27 protein-coding genes are annotated in these 25216 nt (G+C 62.0%); 16 read left to right on the forward strand and 11 right to left on the reverse strand.

Features of this window, described 5'->3' with window-relative positions; all coding sequences use genetic code 11:
- Window positions 1–5: 5 nt before the first annotated feature.
- Complete coding sequence (locus ACLGL5_RS23100) at window positions 6–1538, reverse strand: acyl-CoA carboxylase subunit beta (protein ID WP_069093408.1); 1533 nt, start codon at window positions 1536–1538, stop codon at window positions 6–8.
- Window positions 1539–1601: 63 nt separating this feature from the next.
- Here ACLGL5_RS23100 and ACLGL5_RS23105 point away from each other — a divergent pair, with 63 nt between their 5' ends.
- From ACLGL5_RS23105 to ACLGL5_RS23115, 3 genes are all read left to right on the forward strand, one after another.
- On the forward strand, window positions 1602–1850 hold the full coding sequence (locus tag ACLGL5_RS23105) for a hypothetical protein (RefSeq protein WP_019857993.1): 249 nt from the start codon (window positions 1602–1604) through the stop codon (window positions 1848–1850).
- Window positions 1851–2132: a type II toxin-antitoxin system RelE/ParE family toxin gene (locus ACLGL5_RS23110; protein ID WP_083246752.1), complete on the forward strand. Its 282-nt coding sequence runs from the start codon at window positions 1851–1853 to the stop codon at window positions 2130–2132. It begins immediately after the preceding gene.
- 343 nt (window positions 2133–2475) lie between these two features.
- The gene (locus ACLGL5_RS23115) at window positions 2476–3897 is read left to right on the forward strand and encodes a DEAD/DEAH box helicase (protein ID WP_069092119.1); all 1422 of its coding nucleotides are present in this window, start codon (window positions 2476–2478) and stop codon (window positions 3895–3897) included.
- A gap of 107 nt (window positions 3898–4004) precedes the next feature.
- Here ACLGL5_RS23115 and ACLGL5_RS23120 read toward each other — a convergent pair whose 3' ends face one another.
- Together ACLGL5_RS23120 and ACLGL5_RS23125 are read right to left on the reverse strand one after the other, a co-directional pair.
- A complete protein-coding gene (locus tag ACLGL5_RS23120; protein ID WP_038646683.1) occupies window positions 4005–4979 on the reverse strand; it encodes an alpha/beta hydrolase in 975 nt (324 codons plus the stop codon).
- Window positions 4980–5072: 93 nt separating this feature from the next.
- Window positions 5073–5894 carry an SDR family oxidoreductase gene (locus tag ACLGL5_RS23125; protein ID WP_064982892.1) on the reverse strand — a complete coding sequence of 274 codons (822 nt, stop codon included), beginning with the start codon at window positions 5892–5894 and terminating at the stop codon, window positions 5073–5075.
- 226 nt (window positions 5895–6120) lie between these two features.
- Between ACLGL5_RS23125 and ACLGL5_RS23130 the strand changes: the two genes are divergently transcribed.
- The 6 genes from ACLGL5_RS23130 to ACLGL5_RS23155 all read left to right on the forward strand — a co-directional run bounded on the left by ACLGL5_RS23130 (window position 6121) and on the right by ACLGL5_RS23155 (window position 10724).
- On the forward strand, window positions 6121–7155 hold the full coding sequence (locus ACLGL5_RS23130; RefSeq protein ID WP_019857998.1) for a cysteine synthase A: 1035 nt from the start codon (window positions 6121–6123) through the stop codon (window positions 7153–7155).
- Window positions 7155–7898: an alanyl-tRNA editing protein gene (locus ACLGL5_RS23135; protein WP_069093409.1), complete on the forward strand. Its 744-nt coding sequence runs from the start codon at window positions 7155–7157 to the stop codon at window positions 7896–7898. The genes ACLGL5_RS23130 and ACLGL5_RS23135 overlap by 1 nt, the downstream gene beginning before the upstream one ends.
- A 38-nt stretch (window positions 7899–7936) precedes the next feature.
- Entirely contained in the window at window positions 7937–8833 is an 897-nt protein-coding gene (gene sseA / locus ACLGL5_RS23140; RefSeq protein ID WP_069092120.1) for a 3-mercaptopyruvate sulfurtransferase, read from the forward strand.
- Window positions 8834–8838: 5 nt separating this feature from the next.
- Complete coding sequence (locus ACLGL5_RS23145; RefSeq protein ID WP_027046818.1) at window positions 8839–9402, forward strand: GNAT family N-acetyltransferase; 564 nt, start codon at window positions 8839–8841, stop codon at window positions 9400–9402.
- A 116-nt stretch (window positions 9403–9518) separates the two neighbouring features.
- Window positions 9519–10076, forward strand: a complete 558-nt coding sequence (locus tag ACLGL5_RS23150) for an OmpA family protein (protein ID WP_064982894.1) — start codon at window positions 9519–9521, stop codon at window positions 10074–10076.
- 180 nt (window positions 10077–10256) lie between these two features.
- Window positions 10257–10724, forward strand: coding sequence for a DUF1203 domain-containing protein (locus ACLGL5_RS23155; protein WP_064982896.1), 468 nt, complete (start codon window positions 10257–10259; stop codon window positions 10722–10724).
- A gap of 230 nt (window positions 10725–10954) precedes the next feature.
- Here ACLGL5_RS23155 and ACLGL5_RS23160 read toward each other — a convergent pair whose 3' ends face one another.
- Both ACLGL5_RS23160 and ald read right to left on the reverse strand, forming a co-directional pair.
- Window positions 10955–12250, reverse strand: coding sequence for an outer membrane protein (locus ACLGL5_RS23160; protein WP_069092121.1), 1296 nt, complete (start codon window positions 12248–12250; stop codon window positions 10955–10957).
- A gap of 211 nt (window positions 12251–12461) precedes the next feature.
- Window positions 12462–13577 carry an alanine dehydrogenase gene (gene ald, locus ACLGL5_RS23165; RefSeq protein ID WP_019858003.1) on the reverse strand — a complete coding sequence of 372 codons (1116 nt, stop codon included), beginning with the start codon at window positions 13575–13577 and terminating at the stop codon, window positions 12462–12464.
- Window positions 13578–13734: 157 nt separating this feature from the next.
- Here ald and ACLGL5_RS23170 point away from each other — a divergent pair, with 157 nt between their 5' ends.
- Window positions 13735–14208: an Lrp/AsnC family transcriptional regulator gene (locus tag ACLGL5_RS23170; RefSeq protein ID WP_010909317.1), complete on the forward strand. Its 474-nt coding sequence runs from the start codon at window positions 13735–13737 to the stop codon at window positions 14206–14208.
- 32 nt (window positions 14209–14240) lie between these two features.
- Here the strand turns inward: ACLGL5_RS23170 and ACLGL5_RS23175 are convergent, their stop codons facing one another.
- Complete coding sequence (locus ACLGL5_RS23175; RefSeq protein ID WP_083246755.1) at window positions 14241–14891, reverse strand: 5-formyltetrahydrofolate cyclo-ligase; 651 nt, start codon at window positions 14889–14891, stop codon at window positions 14241–14243.
- Window positions 14892–15053: 162 nt separating this feature from the next.
- On the opposite strand from ACLGL5_RS23175, the gene ACLGL5_RS23180 reads away from it, so the two are divergent.
- Window positions 15054–16319: an NAD(P)/FAD-dependent oxidoreductase gene (locus ACLGL5_RS23180; protein ID WP_069093411.1), complete on the forward strand. Its 1266-nt coding sequence runs from the start codon at window positions 15054–15056 to the stop codon at window positions 16317–16319.
- Between the two features lie 150 nt (window positions 16320–16469).
- Window positions 16470–18449, forward strand: coding sequence for a bifunctional 2',3'-cyclic-nucleotide 2'-phosphodiesterase/3'-nucleotidase (locus ACLGL5_RS23185; protein ID WP_064982901.1), 1980 nt, complete (start codon window positions 16470–16472; stop codon window positions 18447–18449).
- 16 nt (window positions 18450–18465) lie between these two features.
- Here ACLGL5_RS23185 and ACLGL5_RS23190 read toward each other — a convergent pair whose 3' ends face one another.
- From ACLGL5_RS23190 to ACLGL5_RS23210, 5 genes are all read right to left on the reverse strand, one after another.
- On the reverse strand, window positions 18466–18777 hold the full coding sequence (locus ACLGL5_RS23190) for a hypothetical protein (RefSeq protein ID WP_141700934.1): 312 nt from the start codon (window positions 18775–18777) through the stop codon (window positions 18466–18468).
- 153 nt (window positions 18778–18930) lie between these two features.
- Window positions 18931–19914: a glycerophosphodiester phosphodiesterase family protein gene (locus tag ACLGL5_RS23195; RefSeq protein ID WP_069092122.1), complete on the reverse strand. Its 984-nt coding sequence runs from the start codon at window positions 19912–19914 to the stop codon at window positions 18931–18933.
- A 111-nt stretch (window positions 19915–20025) separates the two neighbouring features.
- Window positions 20026–20792, reverse strand: a protein-coding gene (locus ACLGL5_RS23200) for an IS5 family transposase (RefSeq protein WP_141700935.1) whose coding sequence is annotated in 2 segments (ribosomal slippage) — window positions 20026–20480 and window positions 20480–20792 — 768 coding nt in all. Because the reading frame shifts where the segments join, the coding sequence is not laid out codon by codon here.
- 62 nt (window positions 20793–20854) lie between these two features.
- A complete protein-coding gene (locus ACLGL5_RS23205) occupies window positions 20855–21193 on the reverse strand; it encodes a DUF7684 family protein (protein ID WP_120145582.1) in 339 nt (112 codons plus the stop codon).
- Window positions 21194–21215: 22 nt separating this feature from the next.
- Window positions 21216–22472, reverse strand: a complete 1257-nt coding sequence (locus ACLGL5_RS23210) for an SAM-dependent methyltransferase (RefSeq protein WP_019858011.1) — start codon at window positions 22470–22472, stop codon at window positions 21216–21218.
- Window positions 22473–22744: 272 nt separating this feature from the next.
- Between ACLGL5_RS23210 and ACLGL5_RS23215 the strand changes: the two genes are divergently transcribed.
- The 4 genes from ACLGL5_RS23215 (at window position 22745) to kdsA (ending at window position 25177) form a co-directional block, all read left to right on the forward strand.
- Window positions 22745–22879 (forward strand): hypothetical protein, encoded by a 135-nt coding sequence (locus ACLGL5_RS23215; protein ID WP_257784390.1) that lies wholly within the window; start codon window positions 22745–22747, stop codon window positions 22877–22879.
- 169 nt (window positions 22880–23048) lie between these two features.
- Window positions 23049–23339, forward strand: coding sequence for a Dabb family protein (locus tag ACLGL5_RS23220; protein WP_019858013.1), 291 nt, complete (start codon window positions 23049–23051; stop codon window positions 23337–23339).
- Window positions 23340–23432: 93 nt separating this feature from the next.
- Window positions 23433–24320 (forward strand): VOC family protein, encoded by an 888-nt coding sequence (locus ACLGL5_RS23225; protein WP_019858014.1) that lies wholly within the window; start codon window positions 23433–23435, stop codon window positions 24318–24320.
- Window positions 24317–25177, forward strand: coding sequence for a 3-deoxy-8-phosphooctulonate synthase (gene kdsA / locus ACLGL5_RS23230; protein WP_069092123.1), 861 nt, complete (start codon window positions 24317–24319; stop codon window positions 25175–25177). The genes ACLGL5_RS23225 and kdsA overlap by 4 nt, the downstream gene beginning before the upstream one ends.
- Window positions 25178–25216 lie beyond the last annotated feature (39 nt).

Below are 25216 nucleotides of genomic sequence, written 5' to 3' on the forward strand. Positions count from 1 at the left end.
TCGCCTCACAGCGGAATGTTGTCGTGCTTCTTCCAGGGATTCTGCATGTCCTTGTTGCGCAGCATCCGCAGCGCCCGGGCGATGCGGCGGCGGGTCGAGTGCGGCATGATCACTTCGTCGACATAGCCGCGCTCGGCAGCGACGAAGGGCGACAGGAAGCGATCCTCGTAAGTCTTTGTATGGGCTGCGATCTTTTCCGCGTCGCCAATGTCCTTGCGGTAGATGATCTCGACCGCGCCTCTCGCGCCCATCACCGCGATCTGCGCCGTCGGCCAGGCATAGTTCATGTCGCCGCGCAGATGCTTTGACGCCATCACGTCATAGGCGCCGCCATAGGCTTTGCGGGTGATGACGGTGATTTTCGGCACGGTCGCCTCGGCATAGGCGAAGAGCAGCTTGGCGCCGTGCTTGATCAGCCCGCCATATTCCTGCGCGGTGCCGGGCAGGAAGCCTGGAACATCGACGAAGGTGACGATCGGGATGGAAAAACAGTCGCAGAAACGGACGAAGCGCGCCGCCTTGCGGCTGGCGTCGGAATCGAGCACGCCGGCCAGCACCATCGGCTGGTTGGCGACGAAGCCGACGGTGCGGCCCTCGACGCGCCCGAAGCCGGTCACGATGTTCCTGGCGAAACTCTGCTGGATTTCGAAGAAGTCACCCTCGTCGGCGACCTTGAGGATCAGTTCCTTGATGTCATAGGGCTTGTTGGCGTTGTCGGGAATCAGCCGATCGAGCGACAAATCGTGGTCGGTGACCGACTGGTAGCATTCGATCTCGGGAATCTCCGATGTGTTCGAGGCAGGCAGGAGATCGACCAGCCGGCGCATCTGCAGCAGCGCCTCGACGTCGTTGTCGTAGGCGCCGTCGGCGATGGAGGATTTGGTCGTGTGCACCGAGGCGCCGCCGAGGCTCTCGGCCGTCACCGTCTCATTGGTGACGGTCTTCACCACATCCGGGCCGGTGACGAACATGTAGGAGGTGTCGCGCACCATGAAGATGAAGTCGGTCATTGCGGGCGAATAGACGTCGCCGCCGGCGCATGGACCCATGATCACGGAAATCTGCGGAATGACGCCGGAGGCCAGCACGTTGCGCTGGAAGATTTCGGCATAGCCGCCGAGCGCCGCAACGCCCTCCTGGATGCGCGCGCCGCCGGCATCGTAAAGCCCGATGATCGGCGCGCGGTTGCGCAGCGCCATCTCCTGCACCTTGATGACCTTCTCGGCATGCGCTTCCGACAGCGAGCCGCCGAATACGGTGAAATCCTTGGCGAAGAGGTAGACCGGACGACCGTTGACCGTGCCCCAGCCGGTGACGACGCCATCGCCGGCGATCTTGGTCTTCTCCATGCCGAAATCGGTCGAACGGTGTTCGACATACATGTCGAACTCTTCGAACGAGCCTTCGTCGAGGAACACCTCGATGCGTTCGCGCGCGGTGAGCTTGCCCTTTTTGTGCTGGGCGTCGATGCGCGCCTTGCCGCCACCCATGCGGGCGATCTCGCGCCGGCGCTCGAGTTCCTTCAGCACGTCCTTCATCGCTCGGTCCCCCATGCGCGATACTTCTTGGCAGGCATTCGCCAGATATGGCAGAATAAGCCTATGAAGAACAACGTAGAAATATCCGAGGATTTGAACCGCCGGATTGATATGCTCACGTCCCGGTCGACACTGACACGTGATCAGATCATTGAGGATGCGCTGTCCCATGGACGTTCGCTGGCGTGGCAAGAAAAATGGGTCGCAGGCGTTCAGGCGGGAATAGAGGGCGCCGACCGTGGCGACTTCGCCAATGAGGAAGAGATCGCGACCGTTCTCAACAAGTACAGTCAGGCATCAGCCTCTGTGTGAATTGTCTGGACCCGACACTATCTGATCGAGCTAGCGTCAATCGGCGACTACATTGGCCAACATAACCCGCGGGCCGCTGCCCGGATCGTCAGTGAGATCCATTCAAAGACCCCCCGGCTGTTATCCGCCAACCCGTTCATCGGACGAGTTGGGGAGATCAAGGGCACGCGTGAACTGGTGATTCCCGGCACACCCTACATCGTCGCCTATCGGGTCACGGACACTCAGATAGAAATTCTGTTTGTGCAACATGGCGCCAGGAAGTGGCCGGATGAGGTCTGAGCGGACATTTCGGACTGCTCTCTAGCCGGCTTTTGCTGCGCTGCAACATTACGCCCCTTGCATTCCGGGACGAACTCAGCCATATGCAGCCCATAGGCGCTTGGGCCGGGAGATTCCGGCCTTCTCGACAAATGAGACTGGTTGCGTCTGTTTTCCCTCTTTCCGGCAAATCGGCAAGGCGGCGAAAAAGCCCCGTGGCATGATGCCTGCGGGCACGACAGCGCAGCCGAGTGGACGCACACGTCCGCCCGCCTTGTCGTTTCATATCAAATTTTTCGACGGCAGGTTGCGCCCTGCCGCCATTGATGTTTGCGGCAAAGAAGCCGCGTGAAAGAAGATTATTTTGACCAACGAAAACACATTGCCCAGCAACGATACCGCGGAACTCTCCGGTTTCGCAGCGCTGGGAATCACGGGTGCGCTGCTCAAGGCCACCCACAATGCCGGATTCACCGAACCGAAGCCGATCCAGATGCAGGCAATCCCGCCGCAGCTGGAAGGCCGTGACATTTTCGGCATCGCGCAGACGGGCTCCGGCAAGACCGCGGCCTTTGCGCTGCCTATCCTGTCGAAGATCATCGCGCTCGGCACCAAGCGGCGCGCCAAGACGACCCGCGCGCTCATCCTGGCGCCGACCCGCGAGCTCGCCGTGCAGATCGAGGACACCATCAAGATCCTCGCCAAGGGCGCGCATGTCTCGACGGCACTCGTGCTGGGCGGCGTCTCGCGCTTCAGCCAGGTGAAGAAGGTTGCTCCCGGCGTCGACATCCTCATTGCCACGCCCGGCCGATTGACCGACCTGGTGCGCGAGGGCGACCTCATCCTCTCCGACACCAAATGGCTGGTGCTGGACGAGGGCGACCGCATGCTCGACATGGGCTTCATCAACGACGTCAAGCGCATCGCCAGGGCGACCGCGCCTGACCGCCAGACGGCGCTGTTCTCGGCCACCATGCCGGACGAGATCGCCGAACTGGCCAAGGGTCTTCTGAAGAACCCGGTCCGTATCGAAGTCTCGCCGCAAAGCACCGCGGCGGCCGAGATCGTCCAGGGCGTCGTCTTCGCCCGCACCAAGCAGAAGCGCCAGGTTCTGTCGACGATGCTCGCGGACGAGGCGATGAAGTCCGTCATCATCTTTTCGCGCACCAAGCATGGCGCCGACCGGGTGACCAAGGACCTCGAGCGCGATGGCTTCAAGGCGGCCGTCATCCATGGCAACAAGTCGCAGAATGCCCGTCAGAAGGCGCTGAACGATTTCCGCGATGGATCGGTCCGCATTCTGGTCGCGACCGACATCGCGGCGCGCGGCATCGACGTCCCCGGCATCAGCCATGTCGTGAATTTCGACCTGCCGGATGAGGCGGAAAGCTACGTCCACCGCATCGGCCGCACCGGCCGCAACGGCATGGACGGCATCGCGATCACGCTTTGCGATCCTTCTGAGAACAGCAAGCTGCGCCAGGTCGAGCGCATCATCCGCACCAAACTGCCGATCGTCGCCGACCATCTCGGCAGCCCCGATCCGCAGCGCAATCCGGCTGAAAAGAACGAGCGCTTCGAGCCCGCCAATGATCGCAACGACCGCAATGGCCGTCGTGACGGCCGGCGGCCGGGCGGCGAGAACAAGGGCAACGGCTTTGGCAAGAAGCGGTTCGGCGACAAGCCGGCCTTTGCCGGTGAGCGCAAGCCGGAAGGCGCCAAGCCCTTCAAGGGCAACAACAAGCGCCGTTTCGGCGGCAAGCGTCCGGCAGCGCGGGCCGCTTAACCAAGCCTCGTCGCGGTCGGCCAAGTCTTAGCGCTTGGCTGGTTGCCTGACCGATTAGAGAAAGGGCGGCCGAAGCGATGCTTCGGCCGCCCTTTCCGTCTGCGCACCTACTTCGCCACCGCCTCGACCCAGACGGCAATCCGTTGCGCGAGAAATGCCGTGGTCGATGGCGACAGCACGTCGCCGGCAATGACATGGTTGTCCGGGTCGCCGGTGTCGTCGACCGGCACCAGCTCGTGCGGTGCGCCCCAGCGCCCTGCGATTTCGCGGGTGCGGTCTGGCCGCACCACTTTGTCCGAATCCGAGAAGATGAACAAAGCCGGGATATCAGCCTTCTCCACCGGCGCCCTGTAGGCGAGTTCCGTCAACGCTTGCATCGGCAGCGTCGCGGCAACCGGATATTTGATGGTCCAGAACTTCTCGTGCAGCGCGTTGCGCGCCACAAAACTGCGCTCCTTGCCGATCACGAGTTCGGCGATCTGTTTGCCCCAGGGCATGGTCAGGATCTCGGCGCCGGATGCCTTCACACCGAAATTGGGCGAGATGAATGCAATGGCAGCCACCCCATTCGATGCCCCGGGCTGCGTAGCCGCCCATGCCGCCAGCGAGCCGCCGGTCGAGGTCGAGATGACGATCACCTTGTCGCCGATGGCCCGGCCGATGGCGAGCGCTTCCTCATAGTCGTTGATCCAGGCATTGACGCTGCCTTGCGTCATCGCCGCGCCGTCCTGCCCGTGACCGGTCAGGCGGGTGTAGAAGAGATTGGCGTCGAGCAGGTCGGCCACGTCGTCGGGCAGGGGGCGGACCTCGCCCTTCGAAGCCGAGAAACCGTGGATGTAGACGATCGACAGCGGCGTCTTGGCATGCACCATGGGATTGGCCCAGACGATCTCCTTCTCCAGCCCGTCGCGGATACCGGGCACGGCGGCCTCCACCTTTGCCACATAGGCCTGCGGATCGTCACCGACGACGGAAGGATCGAAGCGGATCGTGGTGTCGACGGGAACGCGCGGACCGAGGACGAAGGCCAATGCAAGGACGGCGACCAGGGCCAGCACAGCAAGCACGATCCGTCGCCCCATCGCAGACTCCACGCAACAACAACAAGCCTATGGTGGTGGCCATGAACAGGCAACGGCCGTTCAGGCAGCCACACCACCAATCCTGTGGGCATCCTATTCGTTGGGTGGCTTGCGCTCGTAATGCAGCGGCCTTGCCTTCCAACTGGTCATCAAGATGATCACCCATCGGCTTATCGGCCTGGGCAACATGGCGAGAAATTTCAGCGGCCAGCTCGTGCGGTAAGGAAACGTGGTTTCGAAGCCGCCGGATTTGATAGCCTTCACCATGCGGCGTGTTGCCCGGGTGACCGGCATCAGGCCTGGCATTGGCAGCATATTCTTTTCGGTCAGCGGCGTGTCGACAAAACCGGGGTTTATCACCTGGACGCGGATGTTCATCTTGTCGAAATCATACTTCAGTGACTCGGCCAGGATGTTGATCGCCGCCTTGGTGCCACCATAGGCGGCCGTGGTTGGCCAGCCGAAATAGGCGGTGACCGATCCGACCAGCACGACGTGGCCGCGCGACCGCACGCGCATATACTCCACGACGGGCACCAGGCCGTTGATGATGCCGAAATAGTTGACCTCGAAGGACCGGCGAAAGTCCTTGACGACCAGAGCCTCTCCAGGCGTCGAAATGTAGTTTCCGGCATTGAAGACGGCGAGCACGATGGGGCCGAGTTCGCTCTCGATCGCGGCCACCGTTCTTGCCATGCGCGGCTCATCCGTGACGTCACAGGGAAAGGCGGTGACGCTGCCCGGCATCTGCGCGGTCTCGACGATGAGCGTGTCGATCGGATCATCGTCCAGTGCCGTTACGGCCACCGTATAGCCCCGTGACGCCAGATCCCTGGCCAGCGAGCGGCCGATGCCGCTGCTGCCGCCCGTGACCCAGGCGACGCCGTGTTCCGGATCGGCCCGATAGAGTGTCATGTTGCGCCCTGCCGAGTTGTTGGTGCCTTGCTCTAGCGGTCAGGAAATCGAATGAAAAGAGTGCTTTTCGACCACGGGTGCAAATGAACTTTGGGATATCGAGCAGGCTGCAAGGGGTGTAGACGCACAGCAGTGCCGGAAATGCGACTGGACCAGGTGAATTCTTGCCTTGAAACCGAAGCTTCGGGTTTCTAGGGTTTCGGCGCATGCACACAAGGAATCTTGAATGCCCCGTTCTGTGATCGACGTGATCGGCAACACGCCTCTGATCCGCCTTAACAAAGCGTCCGAAGAAACCGGCTGCGAGATCCTGGGCAAGGCCGAATTCATGAATCCGGGGCAATCGGTCAAGGATCGCGCCGGCCTTTTCATCATCCGCGACGCCGAACGGCGCGGCCTGTTGAAGCCGGGTGGCGTCATCGTCGAGGGAACGGCGGGCAATACGGGCATCGGGCTGACGCTGGTCGCCAAGGCGCTGGGTTATCGCACGGTCATCGTCATTCCCGATACGCAGAGCCAGGAGAAGAAGGACACGATCCGGTTGCTCGGCGCCGAGCTGATCGAGGTGCCGGCCGTGCCCTACAAGAACCCCAACAATTACGTGAAACTGTCGGGACGGCTGGCCGAGCAGATGGCGAGGACCGAGCCCAACGGCGCCATCTGGGCCAACCAGTTCGACAACGTCGCCAACCGCGATGGGCATATCCGCACCACGGCGGAAGAAATCTGGGCTCAGACCGGCGGCAAGGTTGACGGTTTCGTCTCGGCGGTGGGTTCCGGCGGCACGCTGGCCGGCGTCGCTTTCGGGCTGAAGGCCAAGAACAAGGATGTGAAAATCGCGCTTGCCGACCCGCTTGGCGCCGCGCTCTACAGTTTCTACACCAGCGGCGAATTGAAGTCCGAAGGCAGTTCGATCACCGAAGGCATCGGGCAAGGGCGTATTACCGCCAATCTCGAAGGGTTCACGCCGGATTTCTCGTTCCAGATCAAGGACGAGGACGCGCTGCCGATCGTCTTCGACCTGATCCAGGAAGAAGGCCTGTGCGTCGGCGGCTCGACCGGCATCAACATTGCCGGCGCCATCCGGCTTGCCAGGGAATTGGGCCCCGGCCACACCATCGTGACCATTCTTTGCGACTACGGCACGCGCTACCAGTCGAAGCTGTTCAATCCGGAATTCCTGCGCGAGAAGAATCTCCCGGTGCCGGGCTGGATGGAACTGCAGAGCAAGATTTCGGTGCCTTTCGAAAAGGTCGCATGATGGCGCACAAGACGGAAGCGCTGTTTCGCGACGATTCCTATCTCGCCATGGCGGATGCGGCGGTTGCTGCCGTCAATGATCGTGGCGGCATCATTTTCGATCGGACGATCTTCTACGCCACCTCGGGTGGCCAGCCGGGCGATACCGGCTATCTCGAACGTGCCGACGGTAGCCGCATCGTCATTGCCGCCACCATCACAGGTGAGACCAAGGACGAGATCATCCACGTGCCGGCGCCGGAGCAGGCGGCCCTGGCGGTTGGCGAGAAGGTCAAACTCGCGATAGACTGGGAACGTCGGCACCTGTTGATGCGCATGCACGCGGCTTGCCATCTGCTTACGGTCGTTTGCCCGTTTCCGATCACCGGTGCGGCGGTTTCCGAGGACGATAGCCGGGTCGATTTCGACATTCCGGACGCCAGCTTCTCGAAGGAAGAGGTCACCGCGAGCCTGATGGATCTGGTGCGCGCCGATCATCCGATTTTCACTAGGCTGATCAGCGACGAGGAACTCGCCGCGAACCCAGGCCTGGTCAAGTCGAAGAATGTCCGGCCGCCGGTCGGCACCGGCAAGATTCGCCTGGTCTGCATTGGTGAGAATGGCGCGGTCGATAGCCAGCCCTGTGGTGGCACACACGTGAAAAGCACCGGCGAAATCGGTGAAATCCACATCGGCAAGATGGAAAAGAAGGGCCGTGAGAACAGGCGCTTCCGCATCCGTTTCGGCCCGATGCCGGCCGCCTGACACGCAACCTTGCCCTACCCGGAACAGAGAGAACCAGAATGGCCGAAGACAGTCCTTTCACCGTCGATGCGGACTGGCTGCAGGCGCGCCTGGGCGAGCCCGGCCTGACCATCGTGGACGCGTCCTGGTACCTGCCGGCGCAGAAGCGCGGCGCGCGCGCCGAATATAATGCCGCCCACATTCCAGGCGCCCGCTTCCTGGATCAGGACGCGGTGTCGGATCCCGACGCTGCCTTGCCGCACACGCTGCCTTCGCCTCAGCATTTCGCGCAATATGTCGGTGCGATGGGCGTGTCCGCCGATGACACCATTGTCGTCTATGATGGTCCGGGTTTCTTCTCGGCACCCCGGGCATGGTGGATGTTCCGCATCATGGGTGTTTTCCAGACCTATATTCTGGATGGCGGTTTCGACGCTTGGAAGGCGGCCGGCCGCCCGGTAACGTCCGAGCCGACGAAGATCGCGCCAAGCGTGTTCCATGCCGACTTCGACGCCGGCCGCGTCGCCAGCCTCGCCGACATGCGCCGGATCGTCGAGACCGGCGCCAGCCAGATTGCCGATGCCCGTGGATCCGGCCGCTTCACCGGCGTCGAGCCCGAGCCGCGCGCGGGAATCCGCTCCGGCCATATGCCGGGCGCACGCAACGTGCCGTACTCCGCACTGTCGGAAAACGGCATGCTGTTGTCGAAGGACCGTTTGCGCAAGGTGATCGAGGACGCCGGCATCGACCTGTCGAAGCCCGTCATCACATCTTGCGGCTCCGGTGTCACCGCCGCGGTGGTTACGCTCGCGCTGGAGACGCTTGGCCACACCGACAACAGGCTTTATGACGGCTCATGGACGGAATGGGGCGGGCTCTCCGACACGCCTGTCGTGACCGGCCCCGCGACGGCCGGCCCCGCTAAGGCCGGCCCCGCCAAGGCCAGCAAGGAATGAACGCGATGGAAAACGGTGTGCTGCAGGACATTGAAGTCACGGTGACTTTTCTCGAAATGCATGCCCCTCCTGCGGTCTCCCCGCCAGTGCCCTACAACCGCCAGGTCGCGCTGTTGAAGACAAAGGACATCCCCTTGCATTTCTATCGCTATTTGATGGACCGGGTCGGGCGCAAATGGCATTGGGTGAATGTTCTCAGGCTGGACGATGAGGAGCTTTCGGCCGGCATCCACCGCGAGGACCGTGACATCAGGGTGCTCTACCTCGACGGCGCGCCAGCCGGCTTCTTTGACCTCAAGCCGCATCTGCCTGATGAAGTCGAACTCGCCTATTTCGGCATGATGGAACATGCCACCGGGCAAGGCATTGGCCGCTGGTTCCTGGGTTCGGCGATTTCAGCCGCCTGGTCGTATGGGCCAAAACGAGTGACGGTGCAGACCTGCACGCTGGACCATCCGGCGGCTCTGCCGCTCTACCAGAAGCTCGGCTTCAAGCCGGTCGCGCAGAAGAAGGAGGTCGTGCATCCGCTGCCTTTCGCCGAGCGCTCGGCCAGCGTCATGCGGCCCTGATTTCAGCTGGAATCCGAAATCGGCCGGAACCTGAACCGGCCGTTCATCGGCGCTTCAGCCTGCCTTTGGCATCTTGCCCGCATCATCAATGCGGCTGAGGCCGAAGGAGGATAGACATGCTGACACGCCGTACACTTGTCGTCGCGCTGATCGCAGCGATCGCCATGCCGAGCCTTGCCGCCGCCCAGGCGACGACGCCTTCGGCCGCGACGATCGAGCGCAAGCTCGAGGCGACGCCCCGGGTGAAGTTGCGGCCGAACGAGCGTGTCACCATCCGCGAATTCAAGCGCCGGCCGGATTTGCGCCGCATGGCGCGCTCGATCGACATCCAGTCGATCAATTTCGCTTTTGGCTCGGCCGCTATTTCCAGTTCGCAATACGACAAGATCGAGAATATCGCCGACGCGCTGCAGCGCATCCTGCGCCGCGATCCCGGCGCCCGCGTGCTGATCGAAGGGCATACCGATGCCGTCGGTTCCTTCCAGTCGAACCAGATCCTGTCCGAACAACGGGCCGCTTCGTTGAAACGCACGCTGGTGCGCGAATTCGGCGTGCCCGGCTATGCCCTGGAAACCGTTGGCTACGGCGAGGAGTTCCTGCTCGTGCCGACGCAGAACGAAAACTGGCGGAATCGCAGGGTGACATTGCGACGCTTCGACGATTTCATTCGGTGAACCAGGGTTCGGTCAACTTTAATGAGCTGGCGTATTTTAATTGGCTGGCGCTATCGATGATGCTTTTGATCTATGGGAGGGACCGACATCGGATCGGTCCCTCTATGCCTTGGCAAGAATCGGGTGGGAAGCATTGGCCCGACCACATAATTTCCGGTCAGCAAACCGGAGGTTTTCACCATGGCCATTCAGTTCAAAGCGCTACCCAGCGAACAAGTCAGGACGCTGCAACGCGGCGGTCCCGATGCTTACGGCCAGACGCCAGAGCTGAGGATTTCCGACGGCGACGGCATGCCTTGCCGCCATTGCCTGAAGAACATCGCCGCCGGCGATGCCTATCTCATTCTTGCCTACCGCCCCTTTCCGGAGCTTCAGCCCTATGCCGAAACCGGGCCGATCTTTCTGCATGCGGAAGAGTGCGAGCGTGCGGCCGAGACCGAATTGCTTCCCGAGGTCCTCGAAAGCCCGGACTACATCGTGCGCGGCTATGGCAGGGATGATCGAATCGTCTACGGCAGTGGCGGGGTCATTCCTACCGACGCAATTGCGGCACGGGCCGAGACCTTGTTCGAGCGCGATGACATCGCCTACGTGCATGTCCGCTCGGCGCGTAACAACTGCTACCAGTGCCGGATTGAGCGAGCCTGAAACGCAAAGGATTGCGCCCAGGAAGCCTGTCGTACTCCCGTCGCATAGGTCGGATAGAACGCGAGTGTCGATAGATTGGCCGACCGCGGATGAACCGGCGGCGATCTCGATATCGAGGAAGCGGGGCTTTGGCTCCGCTTTTTTGTTGCCTTGGGTTCTGCGCAAGCCTTCAACGCAAAAAAGAGCCCGCCGGCTAGGCCGGCGGGCCGCAACTTTAGCCTGGAGGGCTTTTAGTTGAACTTGTACTTCGCGCCGATGCGCACGGTCTGGAACGAAGCTTTGTCGGTGAGTGTACCATCCGGTGCGCCAAATTCCGACGAGAAGTCCTTCTTGGCGAATTGCGAATAGCGATATTCGAGGCCGACCGTCACATTGTTCGAGACAGCTGTTTCGAGGCCGCCACCCACCGTGAAGCCGCTCTTGCTCCAATCGATGATATCGCCGACCGGGTCCGAAGCGTGCAGATCGAAATGCTGGTAGCTGTAGCCGCCGATGACATAGGCAAGGGTCGATTCGTTGACCTTGGCGCCAACGCGGGCCAAAGCATCGAAGCCATAATCGTTGTCGAGCTTGATCGAGCCGCCAGGGATGTCGAGTTTGGAGCGAATTCCAGAATAGCTGCCATCGAGCTGTACACCGGCAACCCAGCTGCCGAAATCGTAGTCATAACCAATGCTGGCTTCGCCGAGCACGCCTTCGCTGCCAATGCCATTGAGATCGAGAGCGCCGCCGCCGCCAAGGTCGACGCCAAGGTCGTGAACCGCCGTGCCGGCGCCAAGCGCACCACCAACATAGAAGCCGGTCCAGTTGTAGGTCGGGGCCGCAAATGAGGCGCTGCCACCGCTCTGAGCGCCGAAGCGATAGTTGGCGGCGATATGGAAGGTGTGGGTGGACGGCTCGACGTTCAGAGCACCTCCGCCAAAATCAATAACCGACTTGTCACCATAGTTCGCGTAGCGATACTCGGTCTTCAGCGTCCAGTTACCGCTCAGCACGGTTTCCATACCCACGCCGAGAACATAGCCACCACGATTCTCGGTGAATTCGAGCCCATCGGCATCTCCAGACCCGTCCAGCTTGAAATGCTGCCAGCTATAGCCGCCGAGCACATAGCCGAGCGTGCTTGGATTGAGGAGGTAGCCAGCGCGAAGGGCAACGTCGAAGCCGTAGGCATTGGTCAGGTCGATATCGGCGTCCGGAATGCTGATCGACGGGCCGATATTGCCGATATTGGCATCGATAAAGCCGCCGAGCAGGAAACGTTCATTGACCATATAGTCGTAGCCAGCGGTCAGTTCGCCGAAGACGCCATTGCCGCCGATACCGTTGAAGTCGACAATCGGCGCCACGCTGAACTTGTGCACACTGGCGCCAAATCCGCCACCGATGCCGACATAAGCACCGCTCCAGTTGAAACCGGACGCCTCGACCGGCTGCACCACATCAGCCGCATGCGCGACCGACATCAAAGCCACTGCAGAAACGGTACCCAAAAGGACAGATTTCGCAGAAACGCGAAGAAACATAGCCCAACCCCTAATCAATAAACCCACCGCGTCTCTAGCAGGGAGTCGGTCAGACCAGGAATGACAAATATGCAACAGTTTTAGGCAAACCAAAACCTGCGGTTGGTACTGTTCTGCCCAGTAACCAGGCCGCTGCCCTGGATCGGCCAATAAAAAGCCCGCCGGCGTGGACCGGCGGGCAACAATAGCAAGTTGACTTTTTCTGGGTGTATCAGGCGGCCAGAACAGCCTTCGGCTCGACCAACTCGTAGCCGAGCGCTTCGGCGACCGCCCGGTTGGTGATCTTGCCCTTGTGGACATTGAGGCCGTTGCGCAGGTGATGGTCGTCGACCAGCGCCTTCAGGCCCTTGTCGGCGAGCTGCAGGCCGTAGTGCAGCGTCGCATTGTTGAGGGCGTGGGCCGAGGTGACCGGCACCGCACCTGGCATGTTGGCGACGCAATAGTGGATGACGCCATCGACCTCGTAGGTCGGCTCGGCGTGGGTCGTCGCATGCGAGGTCTCGAAGCAGCCGCCCTGGTCGATGGCGACGTCGACCAGCACCGAGCCCTTCTTCATGCCCGACAGCATTTCGCGGGTGACGAGCTTCGGCGCCGCGGCACCGGGAATCAGCACGGCACCGACGACGATGTCGGCCGAGAAGCATTCTTCCTCGAGCGCCTCGACGGTGGAGTAGCGGGTGTGCACACGGCCGGCGAAGAGGTCGTCGAGCTGGCGCAGGCGCGGGATCGAGCGGTCGATGATAGTGACATCGGCGCCAAGGCCGGCGGCCATGCGGGCCGCGTGCAGACCGACGACGCCGCCGCCGAGCACGGTGACCTTGCCGGGCAGCACGCCAGGCACGCCGCCGAGCAGCACGCCGCGGCCGCCATTGGCCTTCTGCAGCGCCGTGGCGCCGGCCTGGATCGACAGGCGACCCGCGACTTCCGACATCGGCGCGAGCAGCGGCAGGCCGCCACGATCGTCGGTCACGGTTTCGTAGGCGATCGCCGTGACGCCCGAAGCGAGCAGGCCCTTGGTCTGCTCCGGATCCGGAGCCAGATGCAGGTAGGTGTAGAGGATCTGGCCTTCGCGCAGCTGAACCCACTCATTGGGCTGCGGCTCCTTGACCTTGACGATCATGTCCGACTTGGCGAATACGTCGGCGGCGGTCTTGGCGATGGTGGCGCCGGCGGCGCGATAGGCGTTGTCATCGGCACCGATGCCGGCGCCGGCGCCGGCCTCGACCAGCACTTCGTGGCCGTGCGCCACATATTCGCGGACCGAGCCTGGCGTGAGGCCGACACGATATTCGTGGTTCTTGATTTCCTTGGGGCAGCCGACGCGCATTTTCTTCTCCTGATCCGGGCCCTTTTGGGCTCACTCCCTGTATTGTTGGAGTGAACCATGAATCGGCTCGCAAGTGTTTGCGAATGCGCTTGCGCGGGCAGGTCGGTTTCGATAATCCTTGCGTGAATTAGCAGGATATTCGCAGGATTCACGAAAAATGCCGCTCGACAGGATCGATATCGCCATTCTTGAGACTTTGCAGAAGGACGGCAGGATACCCAATGCGGCGCTCGCCGAGAAGGTTGGCCTGTCGCAGTCGGCCTGTTCGCGCCGGCTCGATAATTTGGAAAAATCCGGAACCATTCGCGGCTACCACGCCCGGCTGTCCAATGCCGCGCTCGGTCATCAGATGACGGCGATCGTGCATATATCGCTGTCGGGCCAGTTCGAGAAGACGCTGTCGGATTTCGAAGCAGCCATCAAGCGCTGCCCCAATGTCTTGTCCTGCCACCTGATGTCGGGCGAGTACGACTACATCCTGCGCATCGCGGCGAAAGATCTGGTCGACTATGAGCGCATCCACAAGGAATGGCTGTCGGCCATGCCGCACGTGACCAAGATCAACTCGTCCTTCGCCTTGCGCGAAATCGTCGACCGCACCGCCATGGGCATGAAGCCTGAGATGGCTTGAGCTTGCCGGCCTGACCTTGCTCTAGACGGGCTTCAGGCTTCAGTGACGATCCGATCCATCGGAATGTCATGCGGCTGCGGATAGATGGTGGCGATGCGCTGCAGTTCGTAGCCGACGCCGATGACCAGCGGCTTGACGGGCATGGCGGCCAGTGTGCGGTCGAAGAAGCCGCCGCCATAACCCAGGCGATAATTTGCCGGATCAATGCCGACGATCGGCGCGATGACGATGTTCGGCAGCACCGGATCGCCCTCGGCCGGGATCGGAATGTTCCAGACGCCCTTTTCCAATCGGTCGCCCGGTTTGTAGGCACGGAAGATCAGGGGGTGTCCTTTCTCGACGACGATGGGCAACGCTGTGCGGCCGCCGCGCTCGTTGACGGACGCCATCCATGATCGCAGATCCGGTTCGCCGCGAAACGGCCAGTAAAGGCTGACCATGCGGCCGCGGATCTCGCCGATGATCGTGTCGAGCCCTTTGGCGATGCGCCGAGACATTGCTGCTCGCGCGTCGGCCGAAACAGCAAGGCGGCCCGCGATCAGTCGCTCGCGTTCGGCCTTGCGCCAGCGCCGCACATCGGTCCAGTCGGACAGCGGCGCCCGGAATTCCGGATCGAACTCGTGCATGAAGCAGGGAGGCGAGGCATACTGTCCCGGACCCTGGTCGTCATGATCGTTGGCCATGCGTCACCTCATAGCGTGTTCGGTGACGCTATACCTCGCGACACGATAGAACTTGTGCATTCACGACATGGGACGGCGAGTCCCGGGCACTATCCTTCTGTTGTTGCATTGCACAAAAATACCTACATCCGGGACAGGTATCTTGCCATCAGGGTGAATGAGATGAACCAGGCCAGCCACCATGTTGTCGTCGTCGGCGCGGGGTTCGGCGGCCTCGAACTCACCCACGCGCTGGCTGGACAGCCCGTGCGCATCACCATGATCGACAAGCGCAACCACCATCTTTTCCAGCCGCTGCTTTATCAGGTGGCGACGACCGCGCTGGCGACCTCCGAGGTTGCCTGGCCGATTCGCCATCTTCTGCGCAAACGCAAGGACGTGACGACGCTTCTGGCCAACGTCGCCGGCGTCGACCGTACCGGCAAACGCGTGTTGCTCGATGACGGCAGCGCCGTCGCCTATGACACGCTGGTGCTCGCCACCGGCGCCCGTCACGCCTATTTTGGCCACGACGAATGGGAGCCTTTCGCGCCTGGCCTGAAGACACTGGAGGACGCCACCGCCATTCGGCGGCGCATTCTCCTGGCCTTTGAGCAGGCCGAGCGGGAAACCGATCCCGCCAGACGCCAGGCGCTGCTGACCATTGCGATCGTCGGCGGCGGGCCGACTGGCGTCGAACTGGCCGGCACCATCGTCGAGCTGGCGCACGACACGCTGCGCGGCGAGTTCCGCAACATCGACACGCGGCAAACGCGCGTGGTGCTGATCGAGGCCGGTGACCGCATCCTGGCCAATTTCGCGCCAGAACTCTCCGAATACGCCAGCAAGGCGCTCGAGCGGCTCGGCGTGACGGTCGAGCTCGGCCGGGCCGTCACGCGCTGCGACGCCGAAGGTGTCGTGTTTGGCGACAAGCAACTGGCAGCCCGAACGATCCTGTGGGCAGCCGGCGTTGCCGCTTCGCCCGCCGCCGAATGGCTGGGTGCGAAGGCGGACCGCGCGGGCAGGGTGCTCGTCGAGCATGACCTCAGCGTGCCCGGCAGCCGGGAGATTTTCGTCATCGGCGACGCCGCCCTTGTGCTGCGGCCCGATGGTCGGCCGGTACCCGGCGTGGCGCCTTCCGCCAAGCAGGAGGGTCGCCACGTCGCCGCGACGATCAAGGCCAGGCTCGCCGGTGACAACACCGTGCAACCATTCCACTACAAACATGCCGGCGATCTGGCGACGATCGGCAAACGCGCAGCCGCGATCGATTTCGGCTGGATCAAGCTCACGGGCTGGCTCGCCTGGTGGCTGTGGGGCATCGCGCACATCTATTTCCTGATCGGTTTCCGCAACCGGCTTGCGGTTTCCCTGAGCTGGCTATGGATCTACGTCACGGGCCAGCGCAGCGCCCGGCTGATCACCCAGGGCGATGACGACAAGGCCTGACTTTTCTCCACTGTCCCATTCATCCGCCCGTCATCTCTCGCTGATGGATTGATGTGCGGATGCGCGCGACTTGTTGAGTGGACTTGAGCCGAATTCGGCGCGAAGTTCGCTGCCGGGCAGGGCGTGTCACGTTGTCAATGAGGAGAGAACATGTCGCAACTTCTCCATCCCGTCTCCCGCCGCGGTTTCCTCGCCGGCGCCGCAGCCACAGGGGCGCTGATCGTGCTTCATCCCTTCTCTGCCCGGGCGCAGGCCAACCAGGCGCATCTTCGGATCATGGAAACCACCGACATCCATGTGAACGTGCTGCCTTATGATTACTACGCCGACAAAGCCAACGACACGATGGGCCTGTCGCGCACGGCGTCGCTGATCGACGCGGTGCGCAAGGAAGCCGTCAATTCGATGCTGATCGACAATGGCGACCTGCTGCAGGGCAATCCGATGGGCGACTACATCGCCTACGAAAAAGGCCTGAAGGACGGCGATCTGCATCCGATCATGAAAGGCATGAACCTGCTGGGCTACGAGTGCTCGACACTCGGCAACCACGAATTCAACTATGGCTTGTCTTTCCTGGACAAGGTGCTGGCCGGCGCCAATTTCCCTTTCGTCTGCGCCAATCTGGTCCGCGGCACGGAGCTTGCCGCCAACCCGCGTGACGACAAGCTCTATCTCAAGCCCTATGTGATCCTCGACAAGAAGATCAAGGACGGCTCGGGCGCCGAGCAGCCAATCCGGATCGGCATTATCGGCTTCGTGCCGCCGCAGATCATGGTCTGGGACCTCAAGAATCTCGAAGGCAACGTCAAGACGCGAGACATCGTCGAGGCGGCCAAGGCCTGGGTGCCGCAGATGAAGGAGGAGGGTGCCGACATCGTCATCGCGCTCTCGCATTCCGGCATCGACGTGAAGCAGGGCGACATGATGGAGAACGCCTCGTTCTTCGTTGCCGGTGTCGATGGCATCGATGCCGTCTTCACCGGCCACCAGCATCTGGTGTTCCCCGGCAAGAAGGACTTCCAGTCGCTCGAAGGCGTCGACACGCAGAAAGGCACGCTGCAGGGCAAGCCCGCCGTGATGGGCGGCTTCTGGGGCTCGCATATGGGTCTGATCGACCTCATGCTGGAGCGTGACGGATCGAAATGGAAGGTCGTCTCGGCGACCACCGAGGCGCGGCCGATCTTCGAGCGCGTCGACAACAAGAACAAGCCGACTGTCCCCGACGACAAGCGCGTCATCGCGGCGCTCGAGCAGGACCATCAGGCGACCCTGGCCTATGTGCGCCGCCCGGTCGGCAAGACCTCCGCGCCGCTCTATTCGTATTTCGCGCTGGTCGCCGACGATCCGTCGGTGCAGGTCGTCAGCCAGGCGCAGACCTGGTACCTGAAGGACATTCTCAAGAACACGCAGTGGAAGGACGTGCCGCTGCTGTCGGCCGCTGCTCCCTTCAAGGCGGGCGGGCGCAACGGCGCCGACTACTACACCGACGTGCCGGCCGGCGACATTGCCATCAAGAACGTCGCCGACCTCTATCTCTACCCCAACACCGTGCGGGCCGTTGAGATCACGGGGGCGCAGGTGAAGGAATGGTTGGAGATGTCGGCCGGCATTTTCAACAAGATCGAGGTGGGGAAGGCTGACCAGGCGCTCATAAACACCGATTTCCCGTCCTACAATTTCGACGTCATCGATGGCGTCTCCTACAAGATCGACCTGTCGCAGCCGCCGAAATATGATGCCAAAGGCGGAGTGGCGAACGCCGGCGCCAACCGCATCGCCGACTTGATGTTCGACGGAAAACCAATTGATCCCAATCAGAAATTCGTCGTCGCGACCAACAACTACCGGGCCGGCGGCGGCGGCAATTTCCCCGATATCAATGCCTCGAAGATCATCTACGAGGCGCCGGACACCAACCGCGACGTCATCGTTCGCTACATTGTGAGCCAGGGCACGATCAACCCGTCGGTCGACGGCAACTGGTCGTTCGCACCGCTGCCGGGAACCAGCGTCGTGTTCGAGACAGGCGTCAAGGCAAAGGATTTCATTGCCGATGTGAAGTCGCTGAAGATCGAACCGGCGGGCGAGGGCGAAGCGGGGTTCGCTAGATATCGCATCCTTCTCTGATCCGCATCGCACGGCGTCAGTTTGCAGGAGCCGGCGCCAGCGGCAAGGCCGTCGCGGGAGCTTGCGGGCTGATTGGCTGCGTCGGCTCGAGGGACGTGCCAGTCGGGTCGCTGGGCACGGTCAGGGGCGACATACCGGCCGGAGTGTGCACCTCGCGGATGGTCGAGGTTGGCGTGTTGTCGATGAGATCGCTCGCACCAGGCGTCAAGGCTGGGCTGAGGCTGCGACCCAGCGGATCATTCATGACTGTTGGTGGAACTATGCGCCTTGCTTCGGCAGCGGATAGGGCGGCAAGCAGGATGGCAATGGCGGTGACAGTTCGCTTCAAGGAAGCCTCCTATAATCAGAGGCGCTCGGCGTTGGGTTGGGCGCGGGCGTCGGATGCGTCGAAACGATAGCCGCGTGGTCCCGGTTTCATCACGTTCGCATCAAGAGGTTGCGATCGAAGGGGGTGAAGGGGCACAACAGCGGGCCGGCTGGCCTAGGATGCAAAACGCTGCTTGATCACAGGCATGACGCGATCCAGCGCATCCGTGGAAATGCCGCCGGAATAGCCATCCGGCAATTGGTTGATGAGTTGGGGATCGTCCAGCCCTTGCGAAAAACCGCCGCCCGAATAGGGGCCGAGTAGGTAGACGCGCGTGTCGACGTCCTGCATGCGGTCGAGAAAACGGTCGGGCCAACCCCACATCCATTTGGCGACGTTGATGGGGATCAGCAATATGCCCTGGCGGCAGGCATCCGGAACATATCCGCTCCACCCCAGCGCGGCGTATCGTGCGATGCATTGCGTGAGCGACGCCCGGCTCAGCGTATGCATGTCCGGCAGCGCCGCCTTGACCGCGGCAATCGGCTTGTCGCCGCCATAGACCGAAAGGTAGCCGCGCTCCGCGGGCGTCAGCTTGGCGAGCCAGTCAGCGAGCGCCTCGCCTTCATGGGGATCGTTGCTCTTGACGTTGATGTTGAAGCGGCGAGCCGGGAAGTGCGACAGGACCTCGTCTAGCGACGGCATCATACCGATCCCCTTGCCGCGAAACGGGTAGGTCTTGCCGCCATCGGCCGTGTAGCCGTAGCCGATGTCGAGCGTCTTCAACTCGGTCATGGAATGGCCGCGGGTCTCGCCCTTGCCTTCGGTCCGGCAATCCAGCGTCCAGTCGTGGAAGACAGCGAACTTGCCGTCCGTCGTCGGGTGGACATCGAGTTCGAGCGCGTCCGCGCCAAGCGCGAAGGCAGCTTCCATCGAGGCGATCGTGTTCTCGAGGTGGGCATGGCGCGGCGGCAGCATGCGACTGGCCGTGCATGTGTCGGACCCAAGATCCGTGCGGTCGAAATCCTGGGCAAGACCGCGATGGGCAAGTACTGCCGGAAAGCCGGCAGGACGGCTCGACAGCAATGAGCTGTTGTTGAGCCAGATACCTCCCAAGGCGACGGTGACGCACGTGAAGAAGATTGTCCGTTTGCGCATGATTTTTCGATTCGCCTGTCCCGGGCGACATCCTGCTTGAGGATCGGACTTTTTGACGGCGGTCACAGGGCGATGTCGAGATCAGGCCCGACATCGGCAGTTCGTGGCGACCTAGGACGTAGACTCATTACCGCGTAGCCAGACGCGGATTGCGACGAGTTTGAGGGCGGCAAGATAGTTCTCAGCCAGCTTGTCGTATCGGGTTGCGATACGACGGAATTGCTTGGCCTTGTTGAAGAAGCGTTCGACGAGGTTGCGCGCCTTGTAGAGGAAGGGGCTGAAGCAGATCGCGTCCTTGCGGTTGGCTTTGGGCGGAATGTTGGCCCATGCCTTTCGCTCGGTAACAGCATTGCGCAAGGCGTTGGCATCATAGCCCTTGTCGGCGAGTAGCATGGCACCCTCCGGCAATTCCTTGATCAAGTCCGCTGCGGAGGCGATGTCACTCATCTGGCCTGCCGTGAGCGTCAGCTTGATCGGCCTGCCTTGGGCGTCGACAAGAGCATGGATTTTGGTTGTCAGTCTGCCTCGGGAACGACCGAGACAATGATCTCGATCCCCCTTTTTGCCGTCGCGCCCTGCTGATGGACGCGAACAATGGAGGTGTCGATCATCTGCACCGTGCCGTCATGGGCTTTGGTGATGGCATCCATGAGGCGATCCCACACACCTGCTTTCCGCCATCGGACGAAGCGATTGTAGCAGGTGGTGCGCGGGCCGTATCGCTCCGGCAGATCGCGCCATGGCGCACCCGATCGCAGCACCCAGAAGATGCCGTTCAGCACGCGCCGATCATCGACGCGCGGCACTCCTCGCGGCTTGTTGGGCAACAGCGGCTCGATCGCGCGCCATTCGAAGTCAGTCAGGTCATATCGGCTCATGTGGGGCCTGAATCAGAAAACGGCGCGGTATGGAAGCCTAAATTGCGGGCGGTCAACGACTCTTACAGCCGGACCTCTTGGACGGGATCGCCGCGCTCGAACTCCCACGTCCTAGCCATGTTCAACACATCGTCGAATGGCTCATCGGGGTGAGAGGTCGTGCATAGAAAGCGTGTCTCGTCGCTTCCGTCACCGACGACGATCTCGTCGATAATGTCTTCAACCTTCGCGCAGCCTGGTCCGACCACGGCCACGAGCGATACACCGTCATTCAGACATTGCTCAACAAAGCCACCGAGCAAGGTCTCATCTGATACCGGAACGTGAAGAATTAATTTGCGAGCGAACGGCATAGTCAGATTGTAGGCCGACGGGTGACTGCTTTCCAGCGTCTCACTGATCCAGCATTTATGAGTTCACGGCCTAGGCCTTGTAGACCACTTGCCGCACATCGATGTAGCTGGCGCGGAAACCGGCTTCGCAATAGTGCAGGTAGAACTCCCAGAGCTTCTTGAAGCGATCGTCGAAGCCGAGCGGCACGATCTTCTCCCAGGATCCCCAGAAACGGTTGCGCCATTCGGCGAGCGTGCGCGCATAGTCATCGGGAAACACGCGCTCACGCAGATGCGCAAGGCCATGATCCTTGCCGAGCGACTTCAGGATCGACGGTGTCGGCAGCATGCCGCCCGGGAACACATACCGCTGGATGAAATCCGGCCTGGCGCGATAGGTGTCGTAGGCGGCCTCGTTGATGGTGATGATCTGCAGGCCCGCAGTGCCGCCGGGCCTCAGGCAGGACTTCATCTTCGAGAAGAACACAGGCCAGTATTTCTCGCCGACCGCTTCGAACATCTCGATCGAGGCGATGCGGTCGTAAGTTCCCGTTTCGTCGCGGTAATCCTGCAGCTTGATGTCGACCTTGTCGGCAAGTCCCGCCTTGGCGATGCGTGCCTTGGCGAAATCGTGCTGTTCGCGGCTGATCGTCAGCCCGGTCACGCGGCAGCCGATTTCGCGCGCCGCGAATTCGGCAAAACCGCCCCAGCCGCAGCCGATCTCCAGCACATGATCCTTTCGGCCGATACCCGTGTCCCTGGCCAGCGCCCGATATTTGGCGGCCTGGGCGCTCTCCAGGTCGTTGGCGCCATGCGTGTAGAGCGCCGAGGAATAGGTCATGCTCGGGTCGAGCCATTCCTTGTAGAAGGCGTTACCGAGATCGTAATGCGCGGAGATGTTGCGCTTCGAACCGGTGCGTGTGTTCTCGTTGAACCAGTGGCGGATGCGCTGGACGGTGTTGATGAGCCAGCTGGCGCCGCCGGCGACGCGTTCGCCGATCGCCGAATTGACCACGAACAATTCCAGGAAACTGGTGACGTCAGGGCTTTCCCAATCGCCGTCCATGTAGGATTCGGCAACGCCGATCGTGCCGCCGGAAAAGGCGCGGCCTGGCAGGCGCCAGTTCTTGAGCACCAGCTCGGCGTCCGGGCCGGGTCCCTTGCCGCCAACCAGAACGGCTCGGCCATCCGGCATCCTGACCTTGAGCGAACCGCGCGGCAGGTTCATCGCCGCCGACAGCACCATGCGCGCCTTGGCCGGCAGGCCCTTGACGATCTCGGCGAAATTGAACTCGTCGAGCCTGACCGCTTCGCCCGGCGCTACGCTATGATGGTCCCCGTCTGCCATTTCATGCCCCTGGATTTCCGTGGTGCCGGCGCAAATTGCCGGGTCACGGTTCTCTTGGATCATTCGCCAGGTTCGAACGTCTTGCCTGGTCCCGGGAGCTCCCAGTGCTTCCCAGTGAATGCCTGCCACAATCTTCCACGTGATGAGGGGGAACTTCAAGAGGCAGGCCACTGGCTGGGCTGTGCCACGTGGCATCTGGGCCTTGCGTAATGCTGCTGTCCACAATCAAAAACGTCTATGGCCGCCGCAGCGCATGTGCGATAGCTTTAGCCATGCGTTATGTAATCGTCATTGCGGCAATCGCGTTCTTCCTGATCTGGGACGGTCTCTACAATCAAGGCCGGTATCTCGACATTTCGGTCAGGGAGCTCAACCACGTCGTGCGTTACGTCACCGGCAAGGCCTGAATATCCCGCCCGAAGAGAGCAACCTGGCGCGTCGTGCGACGTGCCCGTTGCTGCTTGATCAGGTCCCGCACCGTTGAGGCGCGTCGCAAAGACGCGTGGCGCCATGAACGGTTGACGCGAGGAAACCGCCGTCACAAAAGACCCCGGCATTCAGATCGAGGAGGCGGGATTGATCCGGCATATCGTTTTCTTCAGCGCACGGCGCAAGGAGGATGTGGAGGCAGTGCGCAGCGGGCTGCTGGAACTCGGCAACATTCCTCATTCCAGTCTCTTCGAGGTCACTTTGAACACCAAGGTCGACCCGCTGTCGGACGAAGTTGATGTCGTCGTCTACGCCGAATTTCCCGATGACGCGGCGCTGGCCGCCTACAAGGCGCATCCGCTCTATGCGCAGACCACAGCCAAGGTCAAACCTTTGCGCGAACTGCGCTATTCCGCCGATGTCGTGGCCGGCAGCTGATCCCGGGCGCGGTTCTGGATATCGACAAGTCCCGGCGGCCGCCGAGGGGAAATGGCCTTGAACCGCTCTTTGGAATGATGCACACCGCGCCCGATGACCGACAGACCAACCACCGGCACGCATCCGCTTGACCATCTCGTTCTGCCGACCGGGAGCCTCGAGGTGGCGCGAGCCCGGCTCGCTGCGCTGGGCTTCGTCGTCGCGCCGACCGGTATCCATCCCTTTGGAACGGAAAACTGCTGCGTTTTCCTCGCTGACGGCACCTATCTGGAGCCGCTCGCGATCGGCAATGAACAGGCAGCGATCGACGCGACGGCCGCCGGCAACGTCTTCGTCGCGCGCGACCGCCTCTATCGCGACAGCCGCGGCGATGAGGGGTTTTCGGCTGTGGTCCTGGGGACCGACAATGCCGATACCGACCATGCACGCTTTGTCGACGCCGGTCTGTCGGCGGGAGACACACTGAGCTTTTCGCGCGCTTTCACTGATACGTCGGGCAAGAGCGATACCGCATCGTTCAAGCTCGCCTTTGCCGCGACCCGTGGAGCACCCGACGCGTTCCTGTTCGCCTGCCAGCGGATCAATGCGCCAAAGGTGGACCGTGCGGCCTTGCAGGCTCATGCCAACAGAGCCAGCGGAATCCTCGAGGTGGTGGCGGTCAGTGACCAGCCTACCGAACAGAGCAGGCTGGTTTCCGTGGCGGTGAACGATCCTGCCGACGCTAAGGACGGCGCGTTTCTCCTGCCGAATGCAACCTTGAGTGTGCTTGACCCCAAATCTTTCACCGCTCGCTTTGGCATCCCGGCGGGTTCATCCACAAAGCTCCGCTTCGCCGCGATCGTCTTTGCGGTCCGCAGCATCGATGCCGCGTCGAGCCTGCTTGCAGCCAATGCTATACAGCACGATATAGCAGGCGCTGATATTGTCGTGCGGCCGGCATCCGGACAGGGCGCGGCTTTCATCTTCCGGGAGATACAATGAACAAGCCCCAAGTGCCCAATTCGATGGCGCCCAATTCGTCGGTAACGGTCGGTAATGTCGTCTTCGACAACAAGGCGGCCTTGGCGCTGATCGCCGGCCCGTGCCAGTTCGAATCGCGCCAGCATGCCTTCGACATGGCCGGTGCGCTGAAGGAGCTGACGGCCAAGCTCGGCATCGGCCTCGTCTACAAGACCAGCTACGACAAGGCCAACCGCACCTCGCTGTCGGCAACGCGCGGCGCTGGCATGGATGCCGCACTTCCGGTCTTCGATGAATTGCGCAAGCAATTTTCGCTTCCCGTGCTGACCGATGTCCACACCGAGGAACAGTGCGCGATTGTCGCGCCGCATGTCGATGTGCTGCAGATCCCGGCCTTCCTGTCGCGCCAGACCGACATGCTGGTCGCCGCCGCGAAAACCGGCAAGGTCATCAACGTGAAGAAGGGGCAGTTCCTCGCGCCCTGGGACATGAAGAACGTGGTCGCGAAGATCACCGGTTCGGGCAACGCCAACGTTCTGACCACCGAGCGCGGCGCGTCCTTCGGCTACAACACGCTGGTGTCTGATATGCGCGCTCTGCCTGTCATGGCCGAGATCGGCGCGCCGGTGATCTTCGACGCCACGCATTCGGTCCAGCAGCCGGGCGGGCAGGGCGGCTCGTCTGGTGGCGAGCGCCGCTTTGTCGAGACGCTGGCTCGTGCGGCCGTCGCCGTTGGCGTCGCCGGTGTCTTCATCGAGACCCACCAGGATCCCGACAATTCGACGTCTTCCGATGGGCCCAACATGCTGCCGCTGAAGGATATGCCGGCGCTCCTGGAAAGGCTGATGGCTTTCGACCGGATCGCGAAGGGCCGCTGAGCCGGCGCTTCCTGCCTGTGCTTGTGGTTGCGAGGGACC

Source organism: Mesorhizobium sp. U510 (genome assembly GCF_059180695.1).